The sequence below is a fragment of the Belliella kenyensis genome (genome assembly GCF_022549675.1).
Taxonomy (GTDB): Bacteria; Bacteroidota; Bacteroidia; order Cytophagales; family Cyclobacteriaceae; genus Belliella; species Belliella kenyensis.
In genome coordinates this window covers 150,185-174,937 of sequence record NZ_JAKZGR010000007.1, presented here as the reverse complement: position 1 = coordinate 174,937, position 24,753 = coordinate 150,185, and the positions used below count along the sequence as shown (strand labels likewise).

12 protein-coding genes are annotated in these 24,753 nt (G+C 37.4%); 11 read left to right on the top strand and 1 reads right to left on the bottom strand.

Features of this window, described 5'->3' with window-relative positions; genetic code table 11:
- Position 1: 1 nt before the first annotated feature.
- Positions 2-3,103, bottom strand: coding sequence for a PKD domain-containing protein (locus tag MM214_RS09295; protein WP_241294627.1), 3,102 nt, complete (start codon positions 3,101-3,103; stop codon positions 2-4).
- A 360-nt stretch (positions 3,104-3,463) separates the two neighbouring features.
- On the opposite strand from MM214_RS09295, the gene MM214_RS09290 reads away from it, so the two are divergent.
- From MM214_RS09290 to MM214_RS09240, 11 genes are all read left to right on the top strand, one after another.
- Entirely contained in the window at positions 3,464-5,419 is a 1,956-nt protein-coding gene (locus MM214_RS09290; RefSeq protein ID WP_241294625.1) for a sialate O-acetylesterase, read from the top strand.
- 1,017 nt (positions 5,420-6,436) lie between these two features.
- Entirely contained in the window at positions 6,437-9,835 is a 3,399-nt protein-coding gene (locus tag MM214_RS09285; protein WP_241294623.1) for a SusC/RagA family TonB-linked outer membrane protein, read from the top strand.
- 13 nt (positions 9,836-9,848) lie between these two features.
- On the top strand, positions 9,849-11,747 hold the full coding sequence (locus tag MM214_RS09280) for a RagB/SusD family nutrient uptake outer membrane protein (RefSeq protein ID WP_241294622.1): 1,899 nt from the start codon (positions 9,849-9,851) through the stop codon (positions 11,745-11,747).
- Positions 11,748-11,785: 38 nt separating this feature from the next.
- Positions 11,786-14,815 carry a SusC/RagA family TonB-linked outer membrane protein gene (locus MM214_RS09275; protein WP_241294620.1) on the top strand — a complete coding sequence of 1,010 codons (3,030 nt, stop codon included), beginning with the start codon at positions 11,786-11,788 and terminating at the stop codon, positions 14,813-14,815.
- A gap of 11 nt (positions 14,816-14,826) precedes the next feature.
- A complete protein-coding gene (locus MM214_RS09270; RefSeq protein WP_241294619.1) occupies positions 14,827-16,608 on the top strand; it encodes a RagB/SusD family nutrient uptake outer membrane protein in 1,782 nt (593 codons plus the stop codon).
- A gap of 53 nt (positions 16,609-16,661) precedes the next feature.
- Positions 16,662-17,687: a DUF5627 domain-containing protein gene (locus MM214_RS09265; RefSeq protein WP_241294618.1), complete on the top strand. Its 1,026-nt coding sequence runs from the start codon at positions 16,662-16,664 to the stop codon at positions 17,685-17,687.
- Positions 17,688-17,712: 25 nt separating this feature from the next.
- A complete protein-coding gene (locus MM214_RS09260; RefSeq protein ID WP_241294616.1) occupies positions 17,713-19,824 on the top strand; it encodes an endo-1,4-beta-xylanase in 2,112 nt (703 codons plus the stop codon).
- 279 nt (positions 19,825-20,103) lie between these two features.
- On the top strand, positions 20,104-21,249 hold the full coding sequence (locus MM214_RS09255) for an endo-1,4-beta-xylanase (RefSeq protein ID WP_241294614.1): 1,146 nt from the start codon (positions 20,104-20,106) through the stop codon (positions 21,247-21,249).
- Positions 21,250-21,375: 126 nt separating this feature from the next.
- Positions 21,376-21,591, top strand: coding sequence for a hypothetical protein (locus MM214_RS09250; RefSeq protein WP_241294612.1), 216 nt, complete (start codon positions 21,376-21,378; stop codon positions 21,589-21,591).
- A gap of 116 nt (positions 21,592-21,707) precedes the next feature.
- Positions 21,708-23,276, top strand: a complete 1,569-nt coding sequence (locus tag MM214_RS09245; protein ID WP_241294610.1) for a glycoside hydrolase family 43 protein — start codon at positions 21,708-21,710, stop codon at positions 23,274-23,276.
- Positions 23,277-23,281: 5 nt separating this feature from the next.
- Positions 23,282-24,679: a family 43 glycosylhydrolase gene (locus tag MM214_RS09240; RefSeq protein WP_241294608.1), complete on the top strand. Its 1,398-nt coding sequence runs from the start codon at positions 23,282-23,284 to the stop codon at positions 24,677-24,679.
- The last annotated feature ends 74 nt before the right edge of the window (positions 24,680-24,753 follow it).

Genomic DNA, 24,753 nt, shown 5'->3' with positions numbered 1-24,753 from the left:
TTTATTGGATAATGGTCACCGAACCATTAGTTACATTTCGCATTTGTAATCCATCTTTGAGGTAAAAGTATTCCACCTTATATGCATAAGTCCCTCCAGCTATATTTTTTCCTTTTAAGGTACCGTCCCATCCGCTGTTTCCTGAGTAAACTAACTCCCCCCATCTGTTGTAGATATACATTTGAAAAGTAAGAGGGCAATCGGAAATTGGTTCAAATAGTTCTTCTGTCGGATTTAATCCCGTAGCAAGTCTAACAACTGGGTCTGCTTCTGACATTGTTGTTGTGGTGATAACCTCACAACCATTTGCATCTTTGACTGATACGGTGTAGCTGCCAATTGGTACATTTGATAGGGTTCGACCTATTGCATTGGCCTCTATCCAAGTGAATTCATAAGGAGCACTACCGCCAGATGCAGTGGCTGACAACTTTCCAGTGGATTCATTGGGGCAAGTCAATTTGTCGATTTCAATATTTACAACCAATGGGCTTGGTGATCCTACGAAAAATCTATGGGTAATACTACATTCGTTGTTATCATAAATGACGATTTCATGATTACCTGAACTTAACCCCTCCAAAATCCATTGGTTATTCTCAAAGCTAGCATTCTCTACCCTAAATGGACCAAGTCCCTCCTCAATTTCAAAAATATGTAAACCATCGCTACTGTCATGGCAGCTTGTTTGAATAGTGGTAATTGGAGAGACCAATATGCTTGGACTTGCGTTTATTTCAAGATCATTCAATGATATTTGACAGCCATTTTGATCCGATATAGTTACTGAATAGAGGCCTGGAGCTAAGTTTGAAGCCTTGTTCTCACTTAAACCTGGGATTTCATGCCACCTATAGTTGAATGGTGGAATTCCACCAGATACAGAGATTTCAATCACTCCGCGATCTTGCCCTGAGCAGAACTGATCAATGATTGTGATATTTTCTAAAGCAAAAGCATTCCATACATCCACAAAAAGTGGATCAGAAGTACCTTCACAGGATTGATTCGTACTGCTCACTTCTTGATACCAAATTTCTCCAGTTATTCCAGGTGTTGACCAGTTCACCTCTATAGTTGGTAAGTTATCTTGTGATACGATTTCTCCTCCATTGATAAACCATTGATAATTTCTACCAGAAACTTCTTCAGCTACGCTGTATTCATAAGTAACTGATTGATCAAAGCAGATTGCCTCAAAGCCCAGAGGTGCTTTGGGTTCAAGTTTCTCTAAGATTTTCACACGATATTCTATAGTATCTCCTGGGCATCCCAAAGGAGAGAATGGGATGGCTTTAATCCATGCTTCATCATTTGAATCTCCCCAGTTTACTGTTGCACTATAGTCTTCTATATTGCTAATTGTGCCACCAGATATGAGCCACTCTACTCGATCAAAATCACGATAGGCATCAAAAGTATAGGTTAAGAATTCAATGTTAGGACAAGAGATTTCGGGACCAGTTACTTCTCCATTAAGGGATTCTACTGTGAGTTCGAAGAACACATTCTCCTGATCTTCACAGCTATTTGGACTAATTGACGCTGTAACCATTACTTCATAAGTGCCGGGAGATTCATAAGTATGAGATACGGTCTGGCCTTCTTTGATATCCGATCCATCACCAAAGTTCCAAAGGAAATAGGTAAATCTCTCATTTGATGGTTCGATTGTCCATGTCCCCTCTGAATTTAGACACGCAACTTTTTCACCAAATACTTCAAAATCATATTCACTATCGACTTCAAACTCTAAATTGTCAAAATTTGCTCCTAGAGAGAAGCCGTAGGAATCTAAGTTTCCAAATCCATATACATACCCAATAAATCCATCAGGGTTTGTCAAATGATAGTCTAATTCTTCAAGAGTAATTCTTGCGTAAGCATATTCGGGGTTGAAAGGGACTGGATTAAATTCATTTCCAATATTTTCCCCATTTAATATGGTTTGATTCGTTGAAGCTGTTTTGGTAATTAAGTTCAGATGGTGAATCGGAATATTACTTCTATCTGTTAGCGGTCTAAAATATGATTCATAAAGCAATTGATTATTTGCTTGATAAGTTATCATAAAGGGGTCACCAATGTTTGGATTAGACCCAGCTGAATTACAAGCTTGGCTTCTAGCAAATACAGTCACCGAAATTGGATTATTACTATTTACTGATGCAGTTTGATCTGGGCCAATAGGTATGGAAACATAGCTTCCTGCTTGATTGATATTGTATAAATCACCATTTACCTCCACTTGGGTATTAGGTTGTGATGAGACAATTTTGAGTAGCTCTCCAGATGTTCTTTGTGCTAGAGAAATGTGTGTAAATGATGTCCCCCAAGTGCTTATCGGGTACATTTGTTGGAACAAATGATCATTTTGTTCTCCGCAATTTCCAACAGCTGTCCATTTGTTCCCACCAAAAACTGCAATATTGTTACAATCTGCAGCATTATCTCCAATTACACGTACCCTTGTACCTGTCATATCATATTTTTTTAGCACTTGATATGTTTCGCCAGCATCAAGCTCAATTGTAAATGGTGCTGGAAAAGGAATGTCATCAGTACCTCTTGCATATTGAATCTCCACCCTTGTATTGTTCTCAATAGCAATGATCAAAAATGCACTTTCATTGTTCAAGTTTTGACCATCTGTAGTTTCAGAACCTGACACAGTTTCATAATGAGAGGTTATATAATAGTCCTTGCCTAGGCTAGTCGAAGGTAATATAATTGTTCCGTCTGTACTTCTATGGTTTATAGTACGCTCATTGAATGCATGCACGCTAATTTTTCCTGAAGCATGTATATAGATACTTTTACTGTCAATGACCTCACTATTTCTATGCAATGCGTCAAATTCATCAAAAACGTGGGTGTAATTTTCGCCAATTCCTAATTCAAATGGAATGATTACTCCATTGTAAATGATCTCTCCAGTAGTTGGTTCATATGCAGAAATCAAAACAGAACCTACGTCCATTGCTCCAGGGCTTCCATTGTTAGCCATGTACCCTACCCAAAACTCCTTGCCGATAGTGGGAAATTGGGCAAAGGATTCAGTAGTAATTAAGAAAAATGATATGATCAAAGCGATATACTTCATCTGGGTAATTTTGGGTCAGATTCAAATTGATTTTTTTGAATAAAAACGAAAAATTTGAAATCGATTTCAAGGTACTAAAATTAAGGTTAGTTGACAATTTTAATTTTAGGTATTTTTATTGTTTGAGATGCAAATTTAAATTATCTGTGTTTGTGGCGTAATTTCATGTATGTTATTGGTAATAATACAGATTGAAATTTTAAATTTTGTTTTACTGTCCTCCTAAAGAAGAAAAGTTACCCCTATAAAAATGAAATCGGTTGTATTTTAGGGAATTTATTATCAAGTTTAGGGCTTCGTACTTCGTCTGCATTAGTTGGTAAGTACAAAGTAGAATTTATAATTCATGATTGACCCAAAATGAACGCCACATTAAACAAATTTTTGCTTATTCTATTGTTCGGCTTTAGTATTTGTAATCACTCTATTGCCCAATTAAAACTACCAAAACTAATCAGCAATGGCATGGTGATCCAGCGTAATGCGGATGTGAATATTTGGGGCTGGGCGGATGCTAAGGCTGTTGTTAAGGTTAGTTTTGATCAAGTAGATTTTGAAGCAAAGGCGGATCAGGATGGTCGGTGGCATTTGGTTTTACCTACCAAAAATGCTGGAGGGCCATTTGAGATGATAATTTCTTCGAATGGCGATGAAAAAGTGATACAAGATATTTGGATAGGAGAAGTATGGGTATGTTCTGGACAGTCTAATATGGAGACTACTATGGAACGCATAGAGCCAATGTTCCCCGAGGAATTTATAGCTCCAGATAATAATTTGATTAGGTATTTTGATGTACCTGATGATTATAGTTTCATAGGTATAAAAGAAGACCTAAAAGGTGGCAAATGGGTGTCTGTGACTCCTGAATCTATAAAAAGTATCGCAGCAGTCAGTTATTTTTTTGCAAAGAACATAAGCAATAAATATGGATTGGCAGTTGGAATGATCAATGCAAGTGTAGGTGGATCCCCGATTGAGGCATGGTTGAGTGAAGATGCATTAAGAGAATTCCCTAAAGATCATGAAGAAGCACTCCATTTTCAAAAACCTGGAATCATTGAAGAGATTGAGACCAATGATCGGGATAAGATGAATGAATGGAGAACTGCATTAAATCAAAATGATCTAGGATTGCAGGATGGTCAAATCCCTTGGTATGATGAGCATTTTCAGCCAAAAAACTGGCTTAGCATGGATGAAGTGGGTCTCTGGCCTACTGAGAATGGTAGACCAGTCAATGGTGTATATTGGTTCAGAAAAGAGTTCAATATAGATGATGATTTTATTGGTCAAAGAGCAAGATTACTGTTAGGTACATTGATAGATAGTGATCAAGCTTACGTCAATGGAGTACTGGTGGGTAGCACAAGCTATCAATATCCGCCTAGGAGATATGATGTGCCTAAGGAAGTATTGAAATTCGGTAAGAATACCTTAGTCGTGAGAATCGTCAATGAAAGCGGAAGAGGAGGCTTTGTGAAGGATAAACCTTATCGTTTAGAAATTGGAGATACCATTATAGATTTAAGTACTGATTGGCTTTATCAAGTTGGTGCGACTTCACGTCCTGCACCAAGACAAACAGCTGTTAGGTTCAAGCCAATGGGATTGTATAATGCCATGATAGCACCGCTTCAATCTATGACAATTCAAGGGGTGCTATGGTATCAAGGAGAATCCAACGTAGGGCAAGCAACCAAATATGAAAAGCAATTAAATGCTTTGTTGCATAGCTGGAGAAGTTCATGGTCTGACCAAGACCTTCCTTTTATTTTGGTACAGCTTCCTAATTTTATGGAAACATCGGAACTACCTCAAGAAAGTGCCTGGGCAGAAATGCGGAATGTACAACGGAAAGCCCTGAAGTACTCCAATGTAGGTTTGGCGATTACGATTGATGTAGGAGAAGCAAATGATATTCACCCTCTGGATAAAAAGACAGTAGGTGATAGGCTTGCGTTGCAAGCTTATAAGATCGCTTATAATGAATCAAATGGGCCATTTTCGGGTCCATTGTTGAAGAATGTAGAGAAAACTAAAAGGAGTATCATCTTGGAGTTTACCGAAGTTGGGAGAGGATTGCAAACACTAGATAATCAAAAGGTTGCAGGTTTTTCGATTAGCATTGATGGAGAAAATTATGATTGGGTTACCAACGCAAAACTGGTAGGTAATTCTAAAGTCATAATCCCTTTGAATAAAGGCCAAATACCTGAATCTATTAGATATGCATGGGCAAACAACCCCCACACTGCAAATTTGATAAATGCTATTGGTATTCCTGCTTCACCATTTCAGCACGATTTCAGATAGATTATTTTATACATCCCCTTATTTCCCTGAGTGATTTTTAATTTTTTTAGCTTAACAAAACATCTTAGGATAGTTGTTTGAGGTTTTTATCATCATTCATTTAATCTAATGAAATCGATTTTTTTTTAGAGTTGATTTGGATAATAAAACTGCGTAGTACTCATTCCAATGCTTTAAAAAATTATAGCAAAAGTTTGATTTTTTAATTGAATTTGATAACAAATTCTCTGTGATATTTTGAAATGACATGGCTTCATATTGATCAACCATATTATACACTATATAAATGGATTTTATAGAATAATAGTTTGTTGGTGTTGCTTATTCCCTTATTTATAAATTGGTATTGCTATTATTTTAAAAATAATCACGAAAAAAAAATTATGTGAAAAATATTATAAGTGTCTGTAAATCAATTAGTTCATCTAAGCGAAATGAAATGATTATATGAGGTATACAGGAATGTGCCTAATTTGCTCAATTTGGCACTTTTTTGATTAAAAAATGCATTCTAGTAAACAAAACATTAAATATAAGTATTTGTAAATCAAGCAAATGTGTCTTATGTGCAAATTGTTTAATTTCAAAAAGGATTTTTATATTTGATTTAGTCATTTACCACAAAACCCAAAATTTATGAAACATACTTTACTATACTCTTTTCTTGAACTGAAATCGGTTTCATTATCTTCTCAGATAATTTTTTAAAACTGCCATGTTCAGTAAACCACAGGCCTCAAATAGTTTCTCGGCTCAAGTCTACTTCAAGCAATTAAGTTCCATTTCAATACAATGTGAATTTAGGAGTTTCTGCCCGCTATATACGCATGCTCCAGGCAGGAAGTAATGCACTTGAATGTAATATTCAATTGATAGTTTAACCCATAACCTAAAAACAATGCTTAAATACAAAAACTCCAGTTAATTTTCTTTTGAGAAGGGGGGATTGACTCCCACCCAGCAGTACAGATTTTGAATAAAAATCAATAAACCTTTAAAAAAGAAAAATCAATTAGTATGAATAAAAATTTACATAGGCGATACTCCACAACAATTGGGAGGATTACTGGTGTGATGATGGTGTCACTCTTACTGAGTTTGCCAAATCGCACAGAAGCAAATAATGCCAATGTACATTCAATAGCAGAAGAATCCACTTCAACTGTAGATTTCAATATATTGAATGACTTTGCAAACGGAATTTCAAGCAAAGAGGAGCGAAAAAGTGTAACTTCAGACAAGTCAAATGAAAAAACCGACACTAAAATACTTTCTAATTCAGGAAAGATTGTTGGTAATGAAAAAACTGCTCTCGGTCTACCAAGAACCAATAGTAATTTATCAATCTTAACCAATGCTTCAATAAATTTAAAAATTGCTCAAATCACTGGAGTTGTTACTGATGCAAGAGATGGTTTACCAATTCCAGGTGTAACTGTCCTTGTCAAAGGTACTACTAGAGGTGTTGCTACTGGTATAGATGGCGAATACAGTATTAATGTTGAGCCAGGCGATGTTTTGGTATTTAGTTTTATTGGATACAAATCAAGAGAAATAGTAATTGGTCAAAGCAATACAGTTTATAACATTAGTTTAAATGAAGATGAAACCTCCTTAGACGAGATTGTGGTAGTCGGTTATGCTGAGCAAAAGAGAGAAACTGTAGTTGGTTCAGTAGTTCAAACTAAAGGTGAGGTTCTTCAAAGAGCTGGAGGTGTTTCAAACGTTGGACAAGCACTTACAGGTAACCTTCCTGGTGTGATTACGACTTCGAGTGTTGGGATTCCAGGTCAAGAAATGCCTCAAATTGTAATACGTGGACAGAATAGCTGGAATGGCAACTCACCATTAATATTAGTTGATGGAGTTGAACGTCCGGAATTTTTTAATCAAATGGATATTGCTTCGGTTGAATCAATTTCTGTATTGAAAGATGCATCAGCTACCGCAGTATTTGGATCCCGTGGAGCAAACGGTGTAATCATAGTAACTACAAAAAGAGGTAGAGAAGGAAAAGCTGAAATTTCTGCTAATTTCAGTTCTACTGTAAAATCAGTATCCAAACTACCAGGTAAAATGGATTCCTATGACGCCATAGGAGTAAGAAATCAGGCCATTGAAAGAGAACTTTCTTTAAGTCCAAACAGCTGGGCAGAGATGATTCCAGAAGAGATGAGGCGCAAGTATCGTTACCCAGCTAACTTGGAAGAAATGGAAAGATATCCGAATGTCAACTGGCAAGATGTAGTTTTCAAGGATCAGGCAATGGCCTACAATGCCAATGTTGCGATAAGAGGAGGGACAGATTTCGTTAAGTATTTCTCAAGCATCGATTATCAGCATGAAGGTGATTTGTTTAGAGAATTCGAAACTGGAAGAGGCTATCAAGCAGGTTTTAATTTTGACAGGATTAATTTTAGGAGTAATCTTGATTTTCAATTGACTCCTACTACTAAATTAGGAGTGAATTTAGGGGGTTCTTATGGTGTTCGTCAACAACCATGGTCCTATAATTTTCCTGAAGGATATTGGAATTCAGTCTATAGGAGTCCACCTGATGCGTTTTTACCTAGATATTCTGATGGATCTTACGGTACTTATATTCCTGATGATTACGCAGTAACAAACTCTTTACTGAATCTTGCCATTAGTGGGACAAACAAGATCACAACGACTATGTTATCTACCAATTTTGTTTTAGAACAAGATCTGGGTATGGTGCTAAAAGGGTTAAATTTCAGAGGAACCTTAGCAGTAGATAATTCTTTTCAAGAGGATAATAGAGGAATAAATGATCTGTATAATAACCCTAACACAAAATGGATCAATCCTTTAACTGGAGAGGCCATTTTTAGGAATATTCTTGACGGAAATACAAGATTTGACTTTGTCGAAGCTATAACTTGGAATCATGCAGCAGGAACAGTGAATAATAATCAATCTCAAAGAAGGTTATTCTATCAAATGCAGCTTAATTATGCAAAAAGTATAGATGGTATACATAATTTCTCCGCAATGGGTCTTTTAAGTAGACAAGAAGATGCTAGAGGAAGTATCATTCCTTCTTATAGAGAAGACTGGGTTTTTAGAGCAGCATATGACTACAAAAGTAAATACCTAATCGAGTATAATGGTGCTTATAATGGTTCAGAAAAATTTTCAGTTGAAAATCGTTTTGCATTCTTCTCTTCAGGTGGTTTAGGCTGGAATATATCCGAAGAGAATTTTATGAAAGACTTATCTTTCATAGATGTCTTAAAAGTTAGAGGTTCTTACGGAGAAGTTGGAGATGATAATATTGGGGGTAGATTCTTATTCATGGATGAGTGGTTATTCAATGGTAATTCTCAAATGGGAGTCATTGGGGAATCTGGAGAAAATAGTCCTTTCACTTGGTTTAGACAAAATGCAATTGGTAACCCAAATGTAAAATGGGAAACTGTTTACAAGTATAATTTTGGAACAGAATTCAGGTTTCTTCGCGGATTAATTCATGGTAGTGTAGATTGGTTCAAGGACAATAGGGTAGATATTCTTATGACTACTGGACGTTCTGTACCATCCTATTATGGTGCAAATGCTCCCGCTGCCAATCTTGGTAGAGTAGAAACTACAGGATATGAATTAATGGTTGGATTTAATCGCACATTGAATAGTGGTGTTAGAGTATGGGGAGACTTTGCAATGACTCATGCGATAGATCAAGTGATAAAGAGAGATGATCCTTTTCTAAGGCCTGATTATCAAAAACAAGCAGGTTTTCAACTCGGGCAATATAGAAGCCATATTAGTGCTGGATTTTACAATACATGGGACGAACTTTATGGAAGCCCTCAGCATAATACCAATGATTTAGCAAAATTACCAGGTAACTATTTCATCGCAGATTTTAACGGTGATGGCGTAGTAGATGATTTTGATTCTGCTCCATATGGATTTTCTGGCGTACCTCAAAATACTTACAATACCAATCTTGGCATAGAATGGAAAGGTCTAAGCCTCTTCGTGCAATTCTATGGCGTGAATAATGTCACTAGAGATGTGGCCTTGGGAAGCTTAAACAATGGTTTGAATTTAGTTTATGACGAAGGAGAATATTGGACTAAAGACAATCCAAATGCAGATTCTCCATTACCTAGATGGAGATCTCAGCCCTCCAATTTTAACTATGGCCCAAGGTATTTGTTTGATGGATCTTACTTGAGATTGAAGAATGCTGAGATTGCTTATAATTTCAAACCTGAAGTTGTTAGAAGCTTTGGAATGGGCAATATGAGGGTATATGTAAACGGTAATAATCTATTGCTATGGACTAAAATGCCAGATGATAGAGAGTCTAATTTTGGCGGGCCATCTTGGCAAGGTGCTTATCCAACGATAAGAAGGATCAACTTAGGTCTAAATGTAACATTCTAAGCGAGTCATTAAAATGAAAAATTATATAAAAGTATTATTGAAAGGTGCTATTTGTTTATCAACCTTTCTATCCATTTCTTCTTGTGAAGATTACTTGGAGAGAACTCCCGACTCAATTATTTCTGAGGAACAAGCTTTCCAAAACTATGCGAATTTTCAAGGCTATGTGGAAGAGCTATATCATTGTATACCAAACTTCACCCTTTCTAACTGGGTAAGTTCATTCAATTGGGGTGAAGATGAAATAGAGTCAACGGCAGGCACTTTCACATTTTCGTATGCAGTAGATAGGGGAAACTTTTGGAGATGGCAGGTTGAAAATGGAGCTGGCAATACAGGTTGGCTAGATGCTCCATCAGCAAATACCAATAGAGATCATCACAACAAAGGACTTTGGCCATTAGCGTGGTATGGAATCCGTAAAGCTAACATGGGATTAGAGAATCTTTCTATGATGATAGTTGCTACTCCGGAGGAGAGACAAATGATAGAAGGTCAGTTGCTCTTTTTTAGAGGATGGTTTCATTTTATGTTGATCCAGTATTTTGGGGGATTACCCTATGTTGATAGAGTTTTGCCAAGTGATGAGCAGCTTACCTTACCTCGTCTAAGCTATCATGAATGTGCGGAAAAGGCTGCACTTGATTTTGAAAGAGCAGCAAGATTATTACCAATCAATTGGGATTTGACTCCAACAGGTCAAAAAACTTTGAATAAAAATCAACTTCGAATCAATAAGATAATGGCTTTGGGTTATTTGGGAAAGAATTACTTATATGCAGCCAGTCCACTTATGAATTCTGTATCTACAGGAAGTCAAACTTATCATCAAGAGTATGCTAGAAAAGCAGCTGATGCCTTTGGAGAGCTTTTGCAATTAGTTGAATCAGGAGAAACTCAATATGCTCTACTCCCATTTGAAAGGTATCATAATAATTTCTACACTACTGGTCAAAATTGGAGTTTGGCTGGTGGAACAGAGGCTATATTTAGATCTACTTATTATTCTGCAAATGGTACAAATTGGAGGATATCCAAACAATATAAGCCTACTTTCATGGATGAAGGAGACCCTACCAATTATTATCCTACAGCAAATTATGTTCATGCTAATTTTGGTATGGCAAATGGTCTGCCCTTACCTTCCGATGTGACGAGAGCGGATGCTGAATCTGGATATGACCCTAACCATCCATGGAGAGGAAGAGACCCAAGATTCTATGCTACTATTGTCTATGATGGTGTAAAGGTGGTTCAAGGTTCAATACCAGACCCTAATGAAGAATACAATAGATTTGCAAATTTGCATAGAGGTGGTAGTTATAGAGAGGTAGTTACAGGGAGTCTTTCTGGTTATGCTTCTCGTAAATTTTCTCCTTTGACTGCAAACAAATATGATAGAGCTTACGACTGGGGATCATCATTGCATATTAATGTACCTTATATGAGGCTTGCTGATGTTTATTTAATGTATGCTGAAGCTGCTTTGATGGGATACAATAGCCTAGGTGCGACATCTGCTACATTTGGTAAAACACCTGTAGAAGCTGTAAATGTTATTCGAACAAGAGCAGGAATGGTTGGTGTACACGACAAATTTCTTGGTTCGGTTAATAGCTTTTTAGGAGAACTTAGACGTGAGCGAGCTGTAGAACTTGCTTTTGAAAGTCATAGATTCAATGATTTAAGACGTTGGTTGTTATTGACAGAATTCCCATACAATATCAAAACTTCTTATGAGTTTGATAGAGCTGGTAATTTCAATGCTGATGATCCTTCTCAAAATCGCATTATCAATATGAGAGAAGAGCTTATCATCGAGCGTAATTTTACATCAAAGCATTATTGGTTACCTCTAAAGGTGTCTGATGTAAGTCTTTACCCAGAGTTCTATCAAAATCCTGGTTGGTAATGGTGATACTTTTTGTTTAACAAAAATCAAAGAAAAATATGAAGTTTGATATAAAAATAGCACTGTTATGCTGCATATGTTTGCTACAGTTCACACTGTCAGTCATAGCGCAGAATACACAGAAAATAAACGTAGAATTAGCAATAAGAGCGAGTTCGAATGAGCCTATTCCAGATGCAACAGTTACAAGTGAACAAGATCAGCTTGTGAAACTAACAGATGGAGAAGGTTTTGTGAATATGGAAGTGACGCTAGGGACTCCATTGGTTGTAACTGCTTCTGGTTACGAAACAAAGGTGATATTAGCTCAGGCTGATATGTCCGAGATTATAATGTTTCCTTTTTTGGCTGGAGATGAAGTTATAGTTGCATTTCAGACAAAGAATAGGAATGATCTCATAGGTGGCATTTCGGCAGTAAATATGAGAGGAGTACTTGATGAAAACTTTATTACATATCCTTTAGATGGGATGGAAGCCTTTGTTGGAGGTTTTCACGGTAATATTTGGGGTAACAACAATTACTTAACTTTAGTTGATGGAGTTCCTAGAGATATCACAAGTGTGATGCCCACAGAGATAGCTCAGCTTACCTTTTTGAAAGGGGTAAATGCAATAGCACTTTATGGTAGTCGTGGTGCAAAGGGAGTATTGTTAGTCACCACAAAACGTGGTGTGGCTAATAACCAAACGATAACCGTAAGGTCTAACTTCGGGGTACATGTACCTAAAAGTTATCCGAGATATCTTGGTTCTGGTGAATATATGTCTTTATTTAACGAAGCAAGAACAAATGACGGTCTATCTCCACGTTATTCTGATGAGGAAATTTACAATCACGCTTCTGGAATCAATCCATACCGTTATCCTAGTATAGATTTCTTCAGTGATGAATATTTGCAAAGAGCATATACTCGTCAAGATGCTACCATGGAAATATCTGGAGGCAATCAAATCACTAGATATTATACTAATGTTGGTTATTGGAGTGAAGGATCAGTCTTGAATTTTGGTCAATCTGCCAATAATGCAAACGAGAGACTAAATGTTCGAGGAAATGTAGATGTAAACATTAATGAATATTTATCTGCAAAAGTTGATGCTGCTGCCATTTTTTATAATGGTAAAGGAATCAATGCAGATTTCTGGTCTGGATCTGCTACAATAAGACCAAATAGATTTTCACCATTGATTCCTATTGATTTTATTGCACCTGAGGATGAGGTTGCTAAAAGATATGTACAAAGCACACAGCACCTCATTGATGGTAGATATTTGCTAGGAGGAAATGAATTGGATCAAACAAATCCTATTGCAGGTAGCTTTGCTGGTGGTTCAAGTAGATTTATTAGCAGACAATTCCAGTTCAATGCTGGTGTAGATGCTGATCTTAGAAATGTGCTTGATGGACTTTCCTTTAGTTCACTATTTGGTCTTGATTATGCTACTTCTTATAATCTTTCTTTTAACAATAATTATGCTGTTTATTTACCTAGTTGGACAAGTTTTGACGGTAAAGATGAATATGGAAGTCTAACCAAAATTGGACAAGATGCAAGTAGTAGAACCCAAAACATAAGCGGAAGTTGGTTTCGCCAGACATTATCTTTCTCCGGTCAGTTGAATTATAAGAAAAGTATCGGGAACAAGCATAATTTCTCCAGCATGTTAATAGCAAATGGATTTCAGACAGGAACTTCTGGTATTTATCACAAGGTGAATAATACTAATCTTGGTCTACACGCGGCTTATAATTACAAATCAAAGTATTATGCAGATTTCAGCGGAGCACTGATTCACACTACTATGTTAGCACCAGGAAACAGACAAGCCTTTTCCCCGACAGCCTCATTGGGTTGGAGACTTAGTGAAGAGGAGTTTATGGCTTCATCCTCTGTGGTAAATGATTTGATGTTGTCCGTATCAGGAGGAATTCTTCATACAGACCTAGATATTCAGGGGTTTTATCTTTATGAAGGGATTTATACCGATACTGGATCATGGTATGAATGGAGAGATGGCTTGAATAATACTGCAACTGATGTCAGAAGAGGTCAAAATTACGATTTGAATTTGCCTAAAAGAGAAGAGATTAGTGTTGGATTAAATGCTACTTTGTTTAATAAGTTGTTGACATTCAACGGTTCCTATTTTGTAAGTAGAATGACTGGATTGTTCCTTCAAGATAATAATATTTACCCAAGTTACTTTGTAACTGGATGGCCTATCTCTTCTTGGATACCATTTGTGAATTACAATAATGACTTAAGGACTGGTGTTGATTTTCAATTGAATCTTAGCAAAAGAGTAGGGCAAATTGATTGGAATTTGGGTGTGTCAGGGATTTATTATGACACTAGAGCTACCAAAAGGTCTGAAAACATAGAATTCGATTATTTATCTAGAATTGGTAAGCCTTTAGATGGAATTTGGGGTCTACAAAGTGACGGGTTTTTCAGAGGACTAGAAGATATCTCTAATTCTCCATCACAAGAGGCTATTGCTAATGGTGATGTAAGAGCAGGTGATATTAAATATGTGGATCAAAATGGAGATGGCATAATCAACGCTCAAGATGAAGTTTACCTTGGAAGAGGAGGTTGGAATGGAGCTCCATTGACTATGGGATTTAATCTTTCTGCTAAATACAAAAACTTCACATTCTTTGTGTTAGGTACATCAAGAACAGGCGCTTACGCTATGAAAAATAACAATTATTTCTGGGTAAAAGCAGATGACAAATACTCAGAAGTGGTAAGAGATAGGTGGACTGAAGCTACAAGTGAAACGGCAACATATCCTAGGCTGACGGCTCTAAGCGGATCAAACAACTATCGAAACTCTGATTTTTGGCTTTACAGTACCAATAGATTTGACCTATCTAGAGTACAGGTTTCTTATTCTTTTCCTAGCAGGATATTCGGAGAAAGATTTGTCAAAGGCCTTGACATATATGCAAATGGAGCTAATCTATTGACCATCGCACCAAATAGAGATATTTTGGAGATGAACATTGGCAGTGCCCCTCAAACCAGGTTCTACAACGTAGGTGTTAAAGCAAAATTCTAAACAGAACCCAAATGAAAATGAAGATAAATATAAAAGTAGGATTTCTTATTGCAAGCTTGGTTGTGATGGCCAGTTGTGCAGATATGTTTGATCCCGCACTAGAAAATATTCAGAATAAAGATCGTCTGAGAGAAAGACCTGATATGGTTCAAGGTTTGTTGATCAATGCTTATTTAAGAATTCCAACAAATAGCTTTAGTTTCAGTGAGGTTGCTACTGATGATGCAGTTACTAATGATTTGAATAGTGGATTATTAAATACTGGTGTAGGTCAGTGGGCATCTAACTATAACCCTCTTGATCAATGGACTAATTCTCAATCAGCTATTCAATATTTGAATGAAATGCTTGCTGAAGTTGAAAATACTCAATATGCAGCAAATCCAGTTGTAAATCAGATGTTTATCAATAGAATGAAAGGTGAAACATATGGCCTGAGAGCTTTATTTATGTATCATTTGCTTCGTTCTCATGCTGGAGTTGCAGATGGTGTATTGATGGGTGTACCTATTTTACTTGAAGCTCAAACAGCAAACTCTGATTTTAACATACCACGCGCGACTTTTGAAGCTTGTATGCAGCAGCTATATGCTGATGTAGAAAGAGCTCTTGAGTTATTACCAAATAACTATAATAATATTAACAATGAAAGTATGATGCCTGCTCTTTACAGAGAGCTAGGTGCTCAGACTGGAGAATACAATAGGGTATTTGGAGATGATGCTAAACAATTAGTGTCTGGTAGAATTGTAAGAGCGATTAGAACACAAGCCTCATTATTGGCTGCGAGTCCCGCCTTCAACTTGGATAATAACCAAGCTAAATGGGCAGATGCGGCAAATTATGCAGGAAATATGCTTGCTGAGATTGGTGGCATAAGTGGACTAGACCCTAATGGTGTAACTTGGTACAACAATGTATCCATGATAGATAACCTTGGTGCTGGAGACAATCCCTCAGAAATTCTATGGAGAGGATCTGTAGGGGGGCCGTCAAATAACTTAGAACAGCAGAACTTCCCTCCGACCTTATTTGGAAATGGAAGAGTTAATCCTAGCCAGAACCTTGTTGATGCTTTCCCTATGGCAAATGGATATCCAATTTCAAATCCTTCCTCAGGATATTCAGGAGAAACTCCATATACCAACAGAGATCCGAGATTAAGACAGTTTATTTTAGTCAACGGAAGTACTGCTGGTCCATTGAATAGAACCATCAACACAGCTCAAGATTCAGAAACTATTGATGGATTGAATAGAGTAGAGAGGTCAACCCGTACAGGCTACTACATGAGGAAGCTACTACGTCAAGATGTGAACTTAGACCCTGTTGCAAATACTGGGCAACGTCACCTACAGCCAAGAATTAGATATACAGAAATTTTCTTGATTTATGCTGAGGCTGCAAATGAAGCATTTGGACCTATGTCTAGTGGATCTTTTGGGTTCTCTGCTTACGATGTAATCAAAGCTATTAGAGCAAGAGCAGGTGTTGGTGTGGAAAACGGAGATGCCTACCTCGAGTCTATAAGAAGTGATCAAGCTGCTATGAGACAATTGATCCGAAATGAGCGTCGTTTGGAACTATCGTTTGAAGGGTTTAGATTTTGGGATCTCAGACGATGGAAGTCTAACCTGACTGAGAATGTGAGAGGTATGCGGATTTTGAATCAGAATAATTACTCTTCTATAAATGTAGAAAATCGAGTCTTTCGTGATTACATGATTTATGGACCAATTCCTTATAGCGAAATGTTGAAATTCAGTGCTCTTCAACAGAATACTGGATGGTAATAAATACAGAAGCTGAATATATTTTAAAAGAATTAGCTTTAAACTCAAATAAAATGAAAAAAATACCATACATAATATTTATGATAGGCATGATGATGTCATCATGTCAAAATCAAGATTGGGAATTTCCAAATTTTGATTATCAGACTGTGTACTTTGCTTATCAGTATCCAGTTAGAACCATCACATTTGGAGAAGATATATTTGATACCTCATTGGACAACGAAGGGAAGTTCAGATTGATGGTAACTACTGGCGGGGTGTATTCTTCACCTAGAGATGTTTCGGTTCAAATTGAAGTTGATGAATCGATTGCTGAAGGATTACTTTTTGAGGAAGGTGGAGATGAAATAGAAGTACTTTCTTCCGAGTATTACCAATTAAGCTCTAATACAGTTACTATCCCAAGGGGACAAATTGCTGGAGGTGTTGAAGTTCAACTTACTGGGGCTTTTTTCAATGATCCTAGGGCTATCAAAAAGACATTTGTTCTTCCTGTGAAAATTACAAATGTCATCAATGCAGATTCTATTTTATCTGGAATTCCAATAGTTCAGAACCCAAGAAGAGCAGTTGCGGATGATTGGTTTCCAGCTCCTAAGGATTTTACACTTTATGCTGTAAAATACATCAATGACTGGCATGGTTTCTACTTGAGAAGAGGTAGAGATGTAGTCACTGCAAAAGTCGATGGAATAAATAGTGGAACTATCACTAGACGTCAGAATAATGTAGAAAATGATCAAGTTAATCAATTGTTTACTGAATCTCGTTCTCAAGTATTGTTTCCAGTAGTGTTTTCTGGAGTTGGTGGTCAAAATATCACAGCAGAATTATTGCTGACGTTCAGTAGCGATGGCAGCTGTACTGTTTCAGCTTCGAATAGTGGCTTTACTGCTTCGGGGTCTGGTAAATTTGTTAAAAAAGGCGAAAAATCAAGTTGGGGAAATCAAGATAGAGATGCCATTTATCTACAATATGAAATTGATCTTCCTGAATTGCGTGTCGCTACAACTGATACTCTAGTCGCTAGAAATAGAGGTGTTGTGATGGAAACATTTTCTCCAGTATTGAAATAGTTTTGTCCTAAAACGAATAAAAAATATGAATTATAAATCTATAATTGGTTTATGTACAGCCATTGTTTTGGCTGGAACATCTTGCACGGATTTTGATCCGTTTGATTTCCAAGTAGAAAAGCCTGAAAGTATCATACTTCAGGAAGAATTAGATAGTTATGCAAACTTAAAGACATTCTTGGACACTGTAGGCAATCCTAATTTTAGGTTAGGAGCCTCTATGTCTATGGAGAGTTTTGCAAATAGAGGTGTAACATTTCGATTGATAAATAGAAATTTCAATGAATATACGCCTACAAACGGCATGCATCATAGCAGTATAGTTCAAGACAATGGAAGTTTTAATATGGTCAATGTGATGAACTTCTTAAATACTGCTAAAGAGGAGAACATGAAAGTTGTAGCTTCACCTTTGATTTGGCATCAAAATCAAAGAGCTTCTGTTTTGAATAGTGCATTGTCTCCATTAATCGTTGAATCTCCAGCATTCGCAAATGAACTGAATGTACAATCTCTTGCAAGTGGATCTTTAAATGGATGGGAGCATAGTTTTGGAACGAGTGTAAAGGCAAATGAAGGAATGGGAGGAAATGCTCCTGCTGTCAATATTGTTGCTTCTAATAACACTTCTTCTCCAAGTTCTGCAAGATTCAAATCTCCTGAAATTCAAATTGAACAAGGGAAAACATATGAATTTATAGCTTATGTGAAATCAGATGTACCAGGTGAAGGAAGAATTACCTTTAATGGTTTATCTAATAATGAACCAATGATTGATTGGTTTTCTAATGGTTCAACGACAGAGACTTTTGAAACCAACCTATCTTGGAAGGAAATCCGCTTTAGAATTAATGATTTTACAGGTGACACATTCAGCTTTCAATTTGAATTTGGATATCAAGCAGGGGTTAGTTACTTCCTAGATATTAATAACCTTTACCTCTATGACATCAACGGTAATCCTATTATAAGCAACTTGATATCAAATGGAGATTTTGAAAGTGGTGGATCTTGGGGAGGTTGGGGCAACAACTCTCAAAGAGGTCTAACTGAGCAAGGTCAAGGTTTGGGTAATGAAGGTAGAGCATTTTTCGTAACCAACCCTTCCAAAACTGGGGGCTTTTGGGAAGTACAAACCTTATATCAATTAGCAGAACCTGTTAAAATGAATGAAACATACAATTTGAGTTTCTGGGTAAAAGGGACAGAAGAAGGAATTATAAGACCAGAACTCCAGAGTCCAGGTTTTACTTCGAATGGCTTTGGTCAAATTGCAGTCACCAGAGATTGGAGATTCATAAATGTGTCTACCACTGTAACTGCGGATGATAGAAATCGATTTATCATTAGTTATGGAGAATTTGCAGGAACTGTATACATCGATAATGTTGTGCTTTCTAGTGCTAGTCTTTCTGGTGGATCTACCACTGTTGTTGATAGGACTCCAGATGAAAAATCTGCAATTATAACTAGCCATTTCACCAATTGGATATCTACCTTTGTAGGTGGTACTAAAGATTTAGTAAAATCTAGATATGTCTTACATGAACCGTTGGACAATGATAATCCTAATCAACTAAGGACAGGAGTAGGCCGTTCTCTTGAAGCAAACGAGTTCTATTGGCAAGATTATTTAGGTAAAGATTATGGTGTTTTGGCATTCAAGCTAGCAAGAGAGTACGGTAATAGCGATGATTTATTATTCATCAGCGAAAGTGGTATGGAAACTAAATTGGATAAATGTAGAGCTTTAATAGATTATGTAAAATACCTAGATGACAACAATGCAAGAGTAGACGGTATAGGTGTCAGATTGCAACTTGATCTTAATTCTAGTATCATCAATATTGAATCAATGTTTAGGTTATTGGCTGCTACAGGGAAAAAAATTAAAATTTCTGGATTAGATGTTAGACTCAATGGAACTAGTCCTACTCATTTGGTTCTAAATGGGCAAGCAGATATTTATAAGTCTGTTATTGATCTGTATAAAAGTATCATCCCTGCTTCACAACAATACGGTATTACGCTTACAAATCCTGTTGACTCTAACAACATACTTCGTCAAGGACTTTGGGATGAAGGTTTGGTTAGAAAACCTGCCTATGCAACTGTTGCCGAAAGTTTAAAAAATTAATCTTACTTAAACCACTTATACGATATGGAAGTGATGCTGATAGTCGTCGCTTCCATTTATCACCAATTACAATACTCTTGTGAAATGGAAAACTTGGATAAAAGGTTTTGCAATGTTCAAACTCCTTAAAACTTAATTCATCTTGATTATTTTGATATTAGTTTAGGCCATTTTGCTTTCTTATTCTCAAATCATTGAGTTTAAAGCTTTAAGTAAAAAAATCAATTTGTAATTGGAAATTCAAGAGGTAAACCTAAAATCACTAACTACAACCTAATAATGAAAAAATCTAGATTTATTTCACTACGAAGTTTAGGAATGGTAGCTACGCTTCTCATTGGCCTAGGCTGTATGGTGAAAACAGAAAAAAAAGCACCTGAAACACTCAAGGACGCCTTCGAAGGAAAATTCTATATAGGATCAGCTTTGAGTGCTAATCATATCAATAACCAAAGTCAAGCTTCCATGGAAGTCCTCAAAAAGCATTTCAACTCAATCGTTGCTGAAAACAACATGAAGAGCGGTATGATACAGATGCGCGAAGGGGAATTCAACTTCGAAGTGGCTGATAAGTTTGTTGAATACGGAGAAGCAAATAACATGCATATCGTAGGGCATACCTTAATATGGCATTCTCAGGCACCTCGCTGGTTCTTTTCAGATAGTGAAGGCAAAGACGTAAGTCCAGAGGTGCTTACTCAGCGAATGAAAGATCATATTCACACTGTAGTAGGAAGATACAAAGGTCGTGTAAAGGGTTGGGATGTGGTCAACGAAGCCATTTTGGATGATGGCTCTTGGAGGAATAGCAAATTTTACCAAATCCTCGGTGAAGATTTCATGAAGCTAGCTTTCCAGTTTGCCCATGAAGCTGACCCAAATGCGGAGCTTTATTACAACGACTTCTCTATGGCACAGCCAGGGAAAAGAGATGGTGTAGTGAAGATGGTAAAGAATCTTCAAGCCCAAGGTGTAAAAATAGACGGGATCGGTATGCAAGGTCATATTGGTCTAGAGTATCCGACGATAGAAGAGTTTGAAAAAAGTATCTTAGCCTATTCAGACCTTGGAGTGACGGTAATGATCACTGAGCTTGATTTGACTGTCCTGCCTTCACCACGCAGAGATATGGGAGCAGATATCGCTACCAATGTGGAATATCAGCAGAGCCTCAATCCATATACCGAAGGCTTACCTGATGATGTACAAAAACAGTTTGATGATCGTTACAAAGCGTTTTTCAAGCTATTCTTAGATCACCATGACAAAATCTCCCGTGTCACCCTATGGGGAATCAATGATGGTGATTCGTGGAAAAATGGCTGGCCTGTTCGTGGGAGAACTGATTATCCTTTGCTCTTCAACAGAGACAATACGCCAAAATCTGTAGTGAGTGAATTGATTGAGATGGCAGCAAATTATTAACTGAAATCCGCTAACCTTTCAGGTTTTATTGATATTTAATTAGTTATGGGAAATGGTCGAGTGAAAACTGGGAGGTTTTTTATCACTATGAATCAGTTGGTTAGAGCAAGATGTTACGGATTTTAGGTGTTAATTAACCATGGTCTGTGTCCCCACAGACCATTAGGCTTCAAGGATTGGACTGTGAGGACACAGGCCAAGGTTGGGTCATTAGGGTTTTCCAGTGAGGACTCAGGAAATGGATGGAATAATCAATTGGTTTGTGAGGACACAAACCAAGGGGAGTACACAAACCAAGTAGAGTACATCGTCCAAGATGATATCATTATCAATGAAGATTGATAATTAGTATTAAAAAAGTAACAACAAACAAACCTATAAACCTATTAGGCTGTCCCATAAGCATGCATGTAGATCATCATGTTTGAGGGACGGCCTATTTTATCACCCTAATTCATATGAACAAATTCTTAAAGATTTCGATACTTTTAGTTATAAGCTTTTTAATCCATTGTGATTTGACATTTGCTCAGAAAGCAATCAACCCAATCATTCACGCAGATGTGCCAGATGTCTCCATGATCAGGGTAGGAGATACGTATTATATGAGTAGTACGACCATGCATGTCAATCCTGGTGTACCTATCATGAAGTCCAAAGATTTGATCAATTGGGAATTGGTAAGCTATGCTTATCAGACACTGGGTGACAGTGACGACCTTACTTTGACCAATGATAAAAACATGTATGGCAAAGGATCTTGGGCGAGTAGCTTGAGGTATCATGAAGGGAAATTCTATGTGAGTACTTTTTCAGGAAATACCCATAAGACCTACATTTATAGCACCGAAGATATTGAAAATGGTCCTTGGGAAGCAATCGAGTTCAGACCTTCTCTGCATGATCACACTTTGTTTTTTGAAGATGGCAAAGCTTATATGATTTGGGGTGCTGGTGAAATCAAGATGGTTGAGTTGGAAGATGACTTGTCTGGAATCAAAGCTAATACCGAAAGGGTTCTGATTGAAAAGGCTCACGAGCCGATCAAAGAGGAAATCATGCTTCCAGCAGAAGGTACGCAACTTTTTAAAGTCAAAGGACAATTCTACCTGTTCAACATCGCTTGGCCACGTGGAGGTATGCGTACAGTGATTGTCCACAAGGCAGATAATTTATTTGGCCCCTATGAAGGCAGAGTTGTCCTCCAAGATAAGGGAGTGGCTCAAGGAGGCTTGATCGATACGCCAGAGGGAGATTGGTATTCATTTTTGTTTCGAGACAATGGTGCCGTAGGTCGAATTCCTTACTTGGTCCCTGTTCGTTGGGAGAATGAATGGCCAGTTTTGGGAGAAAATGGAAAAGTCCCTATGGAATTGGACTTGCCTGCCAGCAAAGGCCTAATGCCTGGTATCGTAGCTTCGGATGATTTCAAAAGAAAAAAGGGTGATCCAGCACTTCCTCTTGTCTGGCAATGGAATCACAATCCTGTCGAAAAGCTTTGGGCTATCGATGGTAAAAAAGGGAAACTTTCACTCAAGACAGACAGGACGGATCAATCTGTCCTAACAGCAAGAAATACCTTAACCCAAAGAACCATTGGTCCGAAGAGTATGGGCACAATCAAACTAGATGTGTCGAAAATGAAAGAAGGAGACTGGGCAGGACTTACTTTGTTACAAAAAGATTTTGGATTGATAGGTGTAAAAATGCTCAATGGTCAAAAACACCTAGTGATGCAAAGAGCAGAGGGTTCAAAGGAATCAGAGATTGAAAGTATTCCTTTCAAAGGCAAGAATGTTTTGTTAAGGGCTACTTGTGACTTTGAGGAGAGAAAGGACGAAGCCAAGTTTTATTATAGTGTGGATAATGGGAGGTCGTGGCAGCAATTGGGTGATACATTAAATATGAAGTACAGTCTTCCACACTTTATGGGTTATCGGTTTGGACTTTTCTACTATGCTACTTCTCAGCCAGGAGGTCAAGTTGACTTCGATTATTTTCAAATTGATAATCAAATAAAACTGTAAGGGATATGGGAGCATCAAAGAATCTATCGAGCAAATCTTTAATAACCAAATTGTTTATTTTGGGTCTGATACTACTTCAAGGAAATATGGCATTTGGTCAGAACCCTTTGATCAGAGACCAGTTTACAGCAGATCCTACAGCAAGGGTAATGAATGGTAAAATCTATGTGTTCCCTTCACATGACATCCGTTGTGAATCTACTCAAGGTAGACCCGACTGGTTTTGTATGGAAGATTATCATGTTTTCTCTTCAACAAATCTTACAGAATGGGAAGATCATGGGATGATTTTGAGTCAGTATCAAGTGCCATGGGCAGATGATGAATCTTACAGCATGTGGGCACCAGATGCCATAGAGAAAGATGGTAAATTTTATTTTTACTTTCCTAGCAAAGCCAAAAACAGGAATTTGGAAAGTGATGCCCCTGGTGTAAATGGGTCAAGCTTCAAAATTGGAGTAGCAGTAGCTGATCAACCCGAAGGGCCCTACACTCCTGAATCCAGTCCCATTGCAGATGTAAATGGTATTGACCCTAATGTTTTCATTGATAAAGATGGTCAGGCTTACCTCTATTGGTCACAGCATCATTTTTTTGGAGCAAAGCTGAAACCTAATATGAAAGAGTTGGATTCCGAGGTTTTTACTTTGAAAGATTTTCCAGACAAGGGACTCAAAGAAGGACCATTCATCTTTGAGCGTGAAGGAACCTACTACATGACCTATCCCCATGTGGCCAATAAAACTGAAAGGATAGAATATGCCACTGCTGACAATCCACTTGGTCCCTTTGAATATCAGGGAGTGATCATGGATGAGTCACCCGTAGGTTGCTGGACCAATCACCAATCTATAGTACAATATGAAGGTCAATGGCTCTTATTTTATCACCACAATGACTACTCACCAGATTTCGATAAAAATAGGTCAATTAGGGCAGATAGCTTGTTTTTTGATGAAAATGGAAAGATCAAAAAAGTGAAGCCTACACTTCGTGGAATCGGAGTGTCTTCTGTGGCTAGTCCTATTCAGATTGATAGGTATAGTGCCAAAAGTGAAGTTGGCTATGACATATCATTTATAGATGAAACTAATCCTTTCGCTGGCTGGAAATCTACATTTTCAAAGGATAAAGCTTGGGTTAGGTACAATCAGGTAGATTTTGACAATGGTCAATTCAGTAAAGTGAATTTCCGAATCAAATCAAAAGATAATGAGGGCTCACTGGAAGTGCGGTTAGGTAGTGAAAAAGGTGAGCTAATTACGGTAGTTGATTTAAAGGCCACAGATGATTGGGTGGAGTTGAGTTCAGACATGAAATCCAATAAGGCTGGTTGCCAAGACTTGGTAGTGGTGTATAGGGGTAAAAAATCTGTAGAAGTTGATTGGATTAGTTTCCAATGATAGAAAAATATGGATATACGAAACTTTGCCAATAACATTACAAAATTCCGATTTATCTAACTTCTGATATAAAT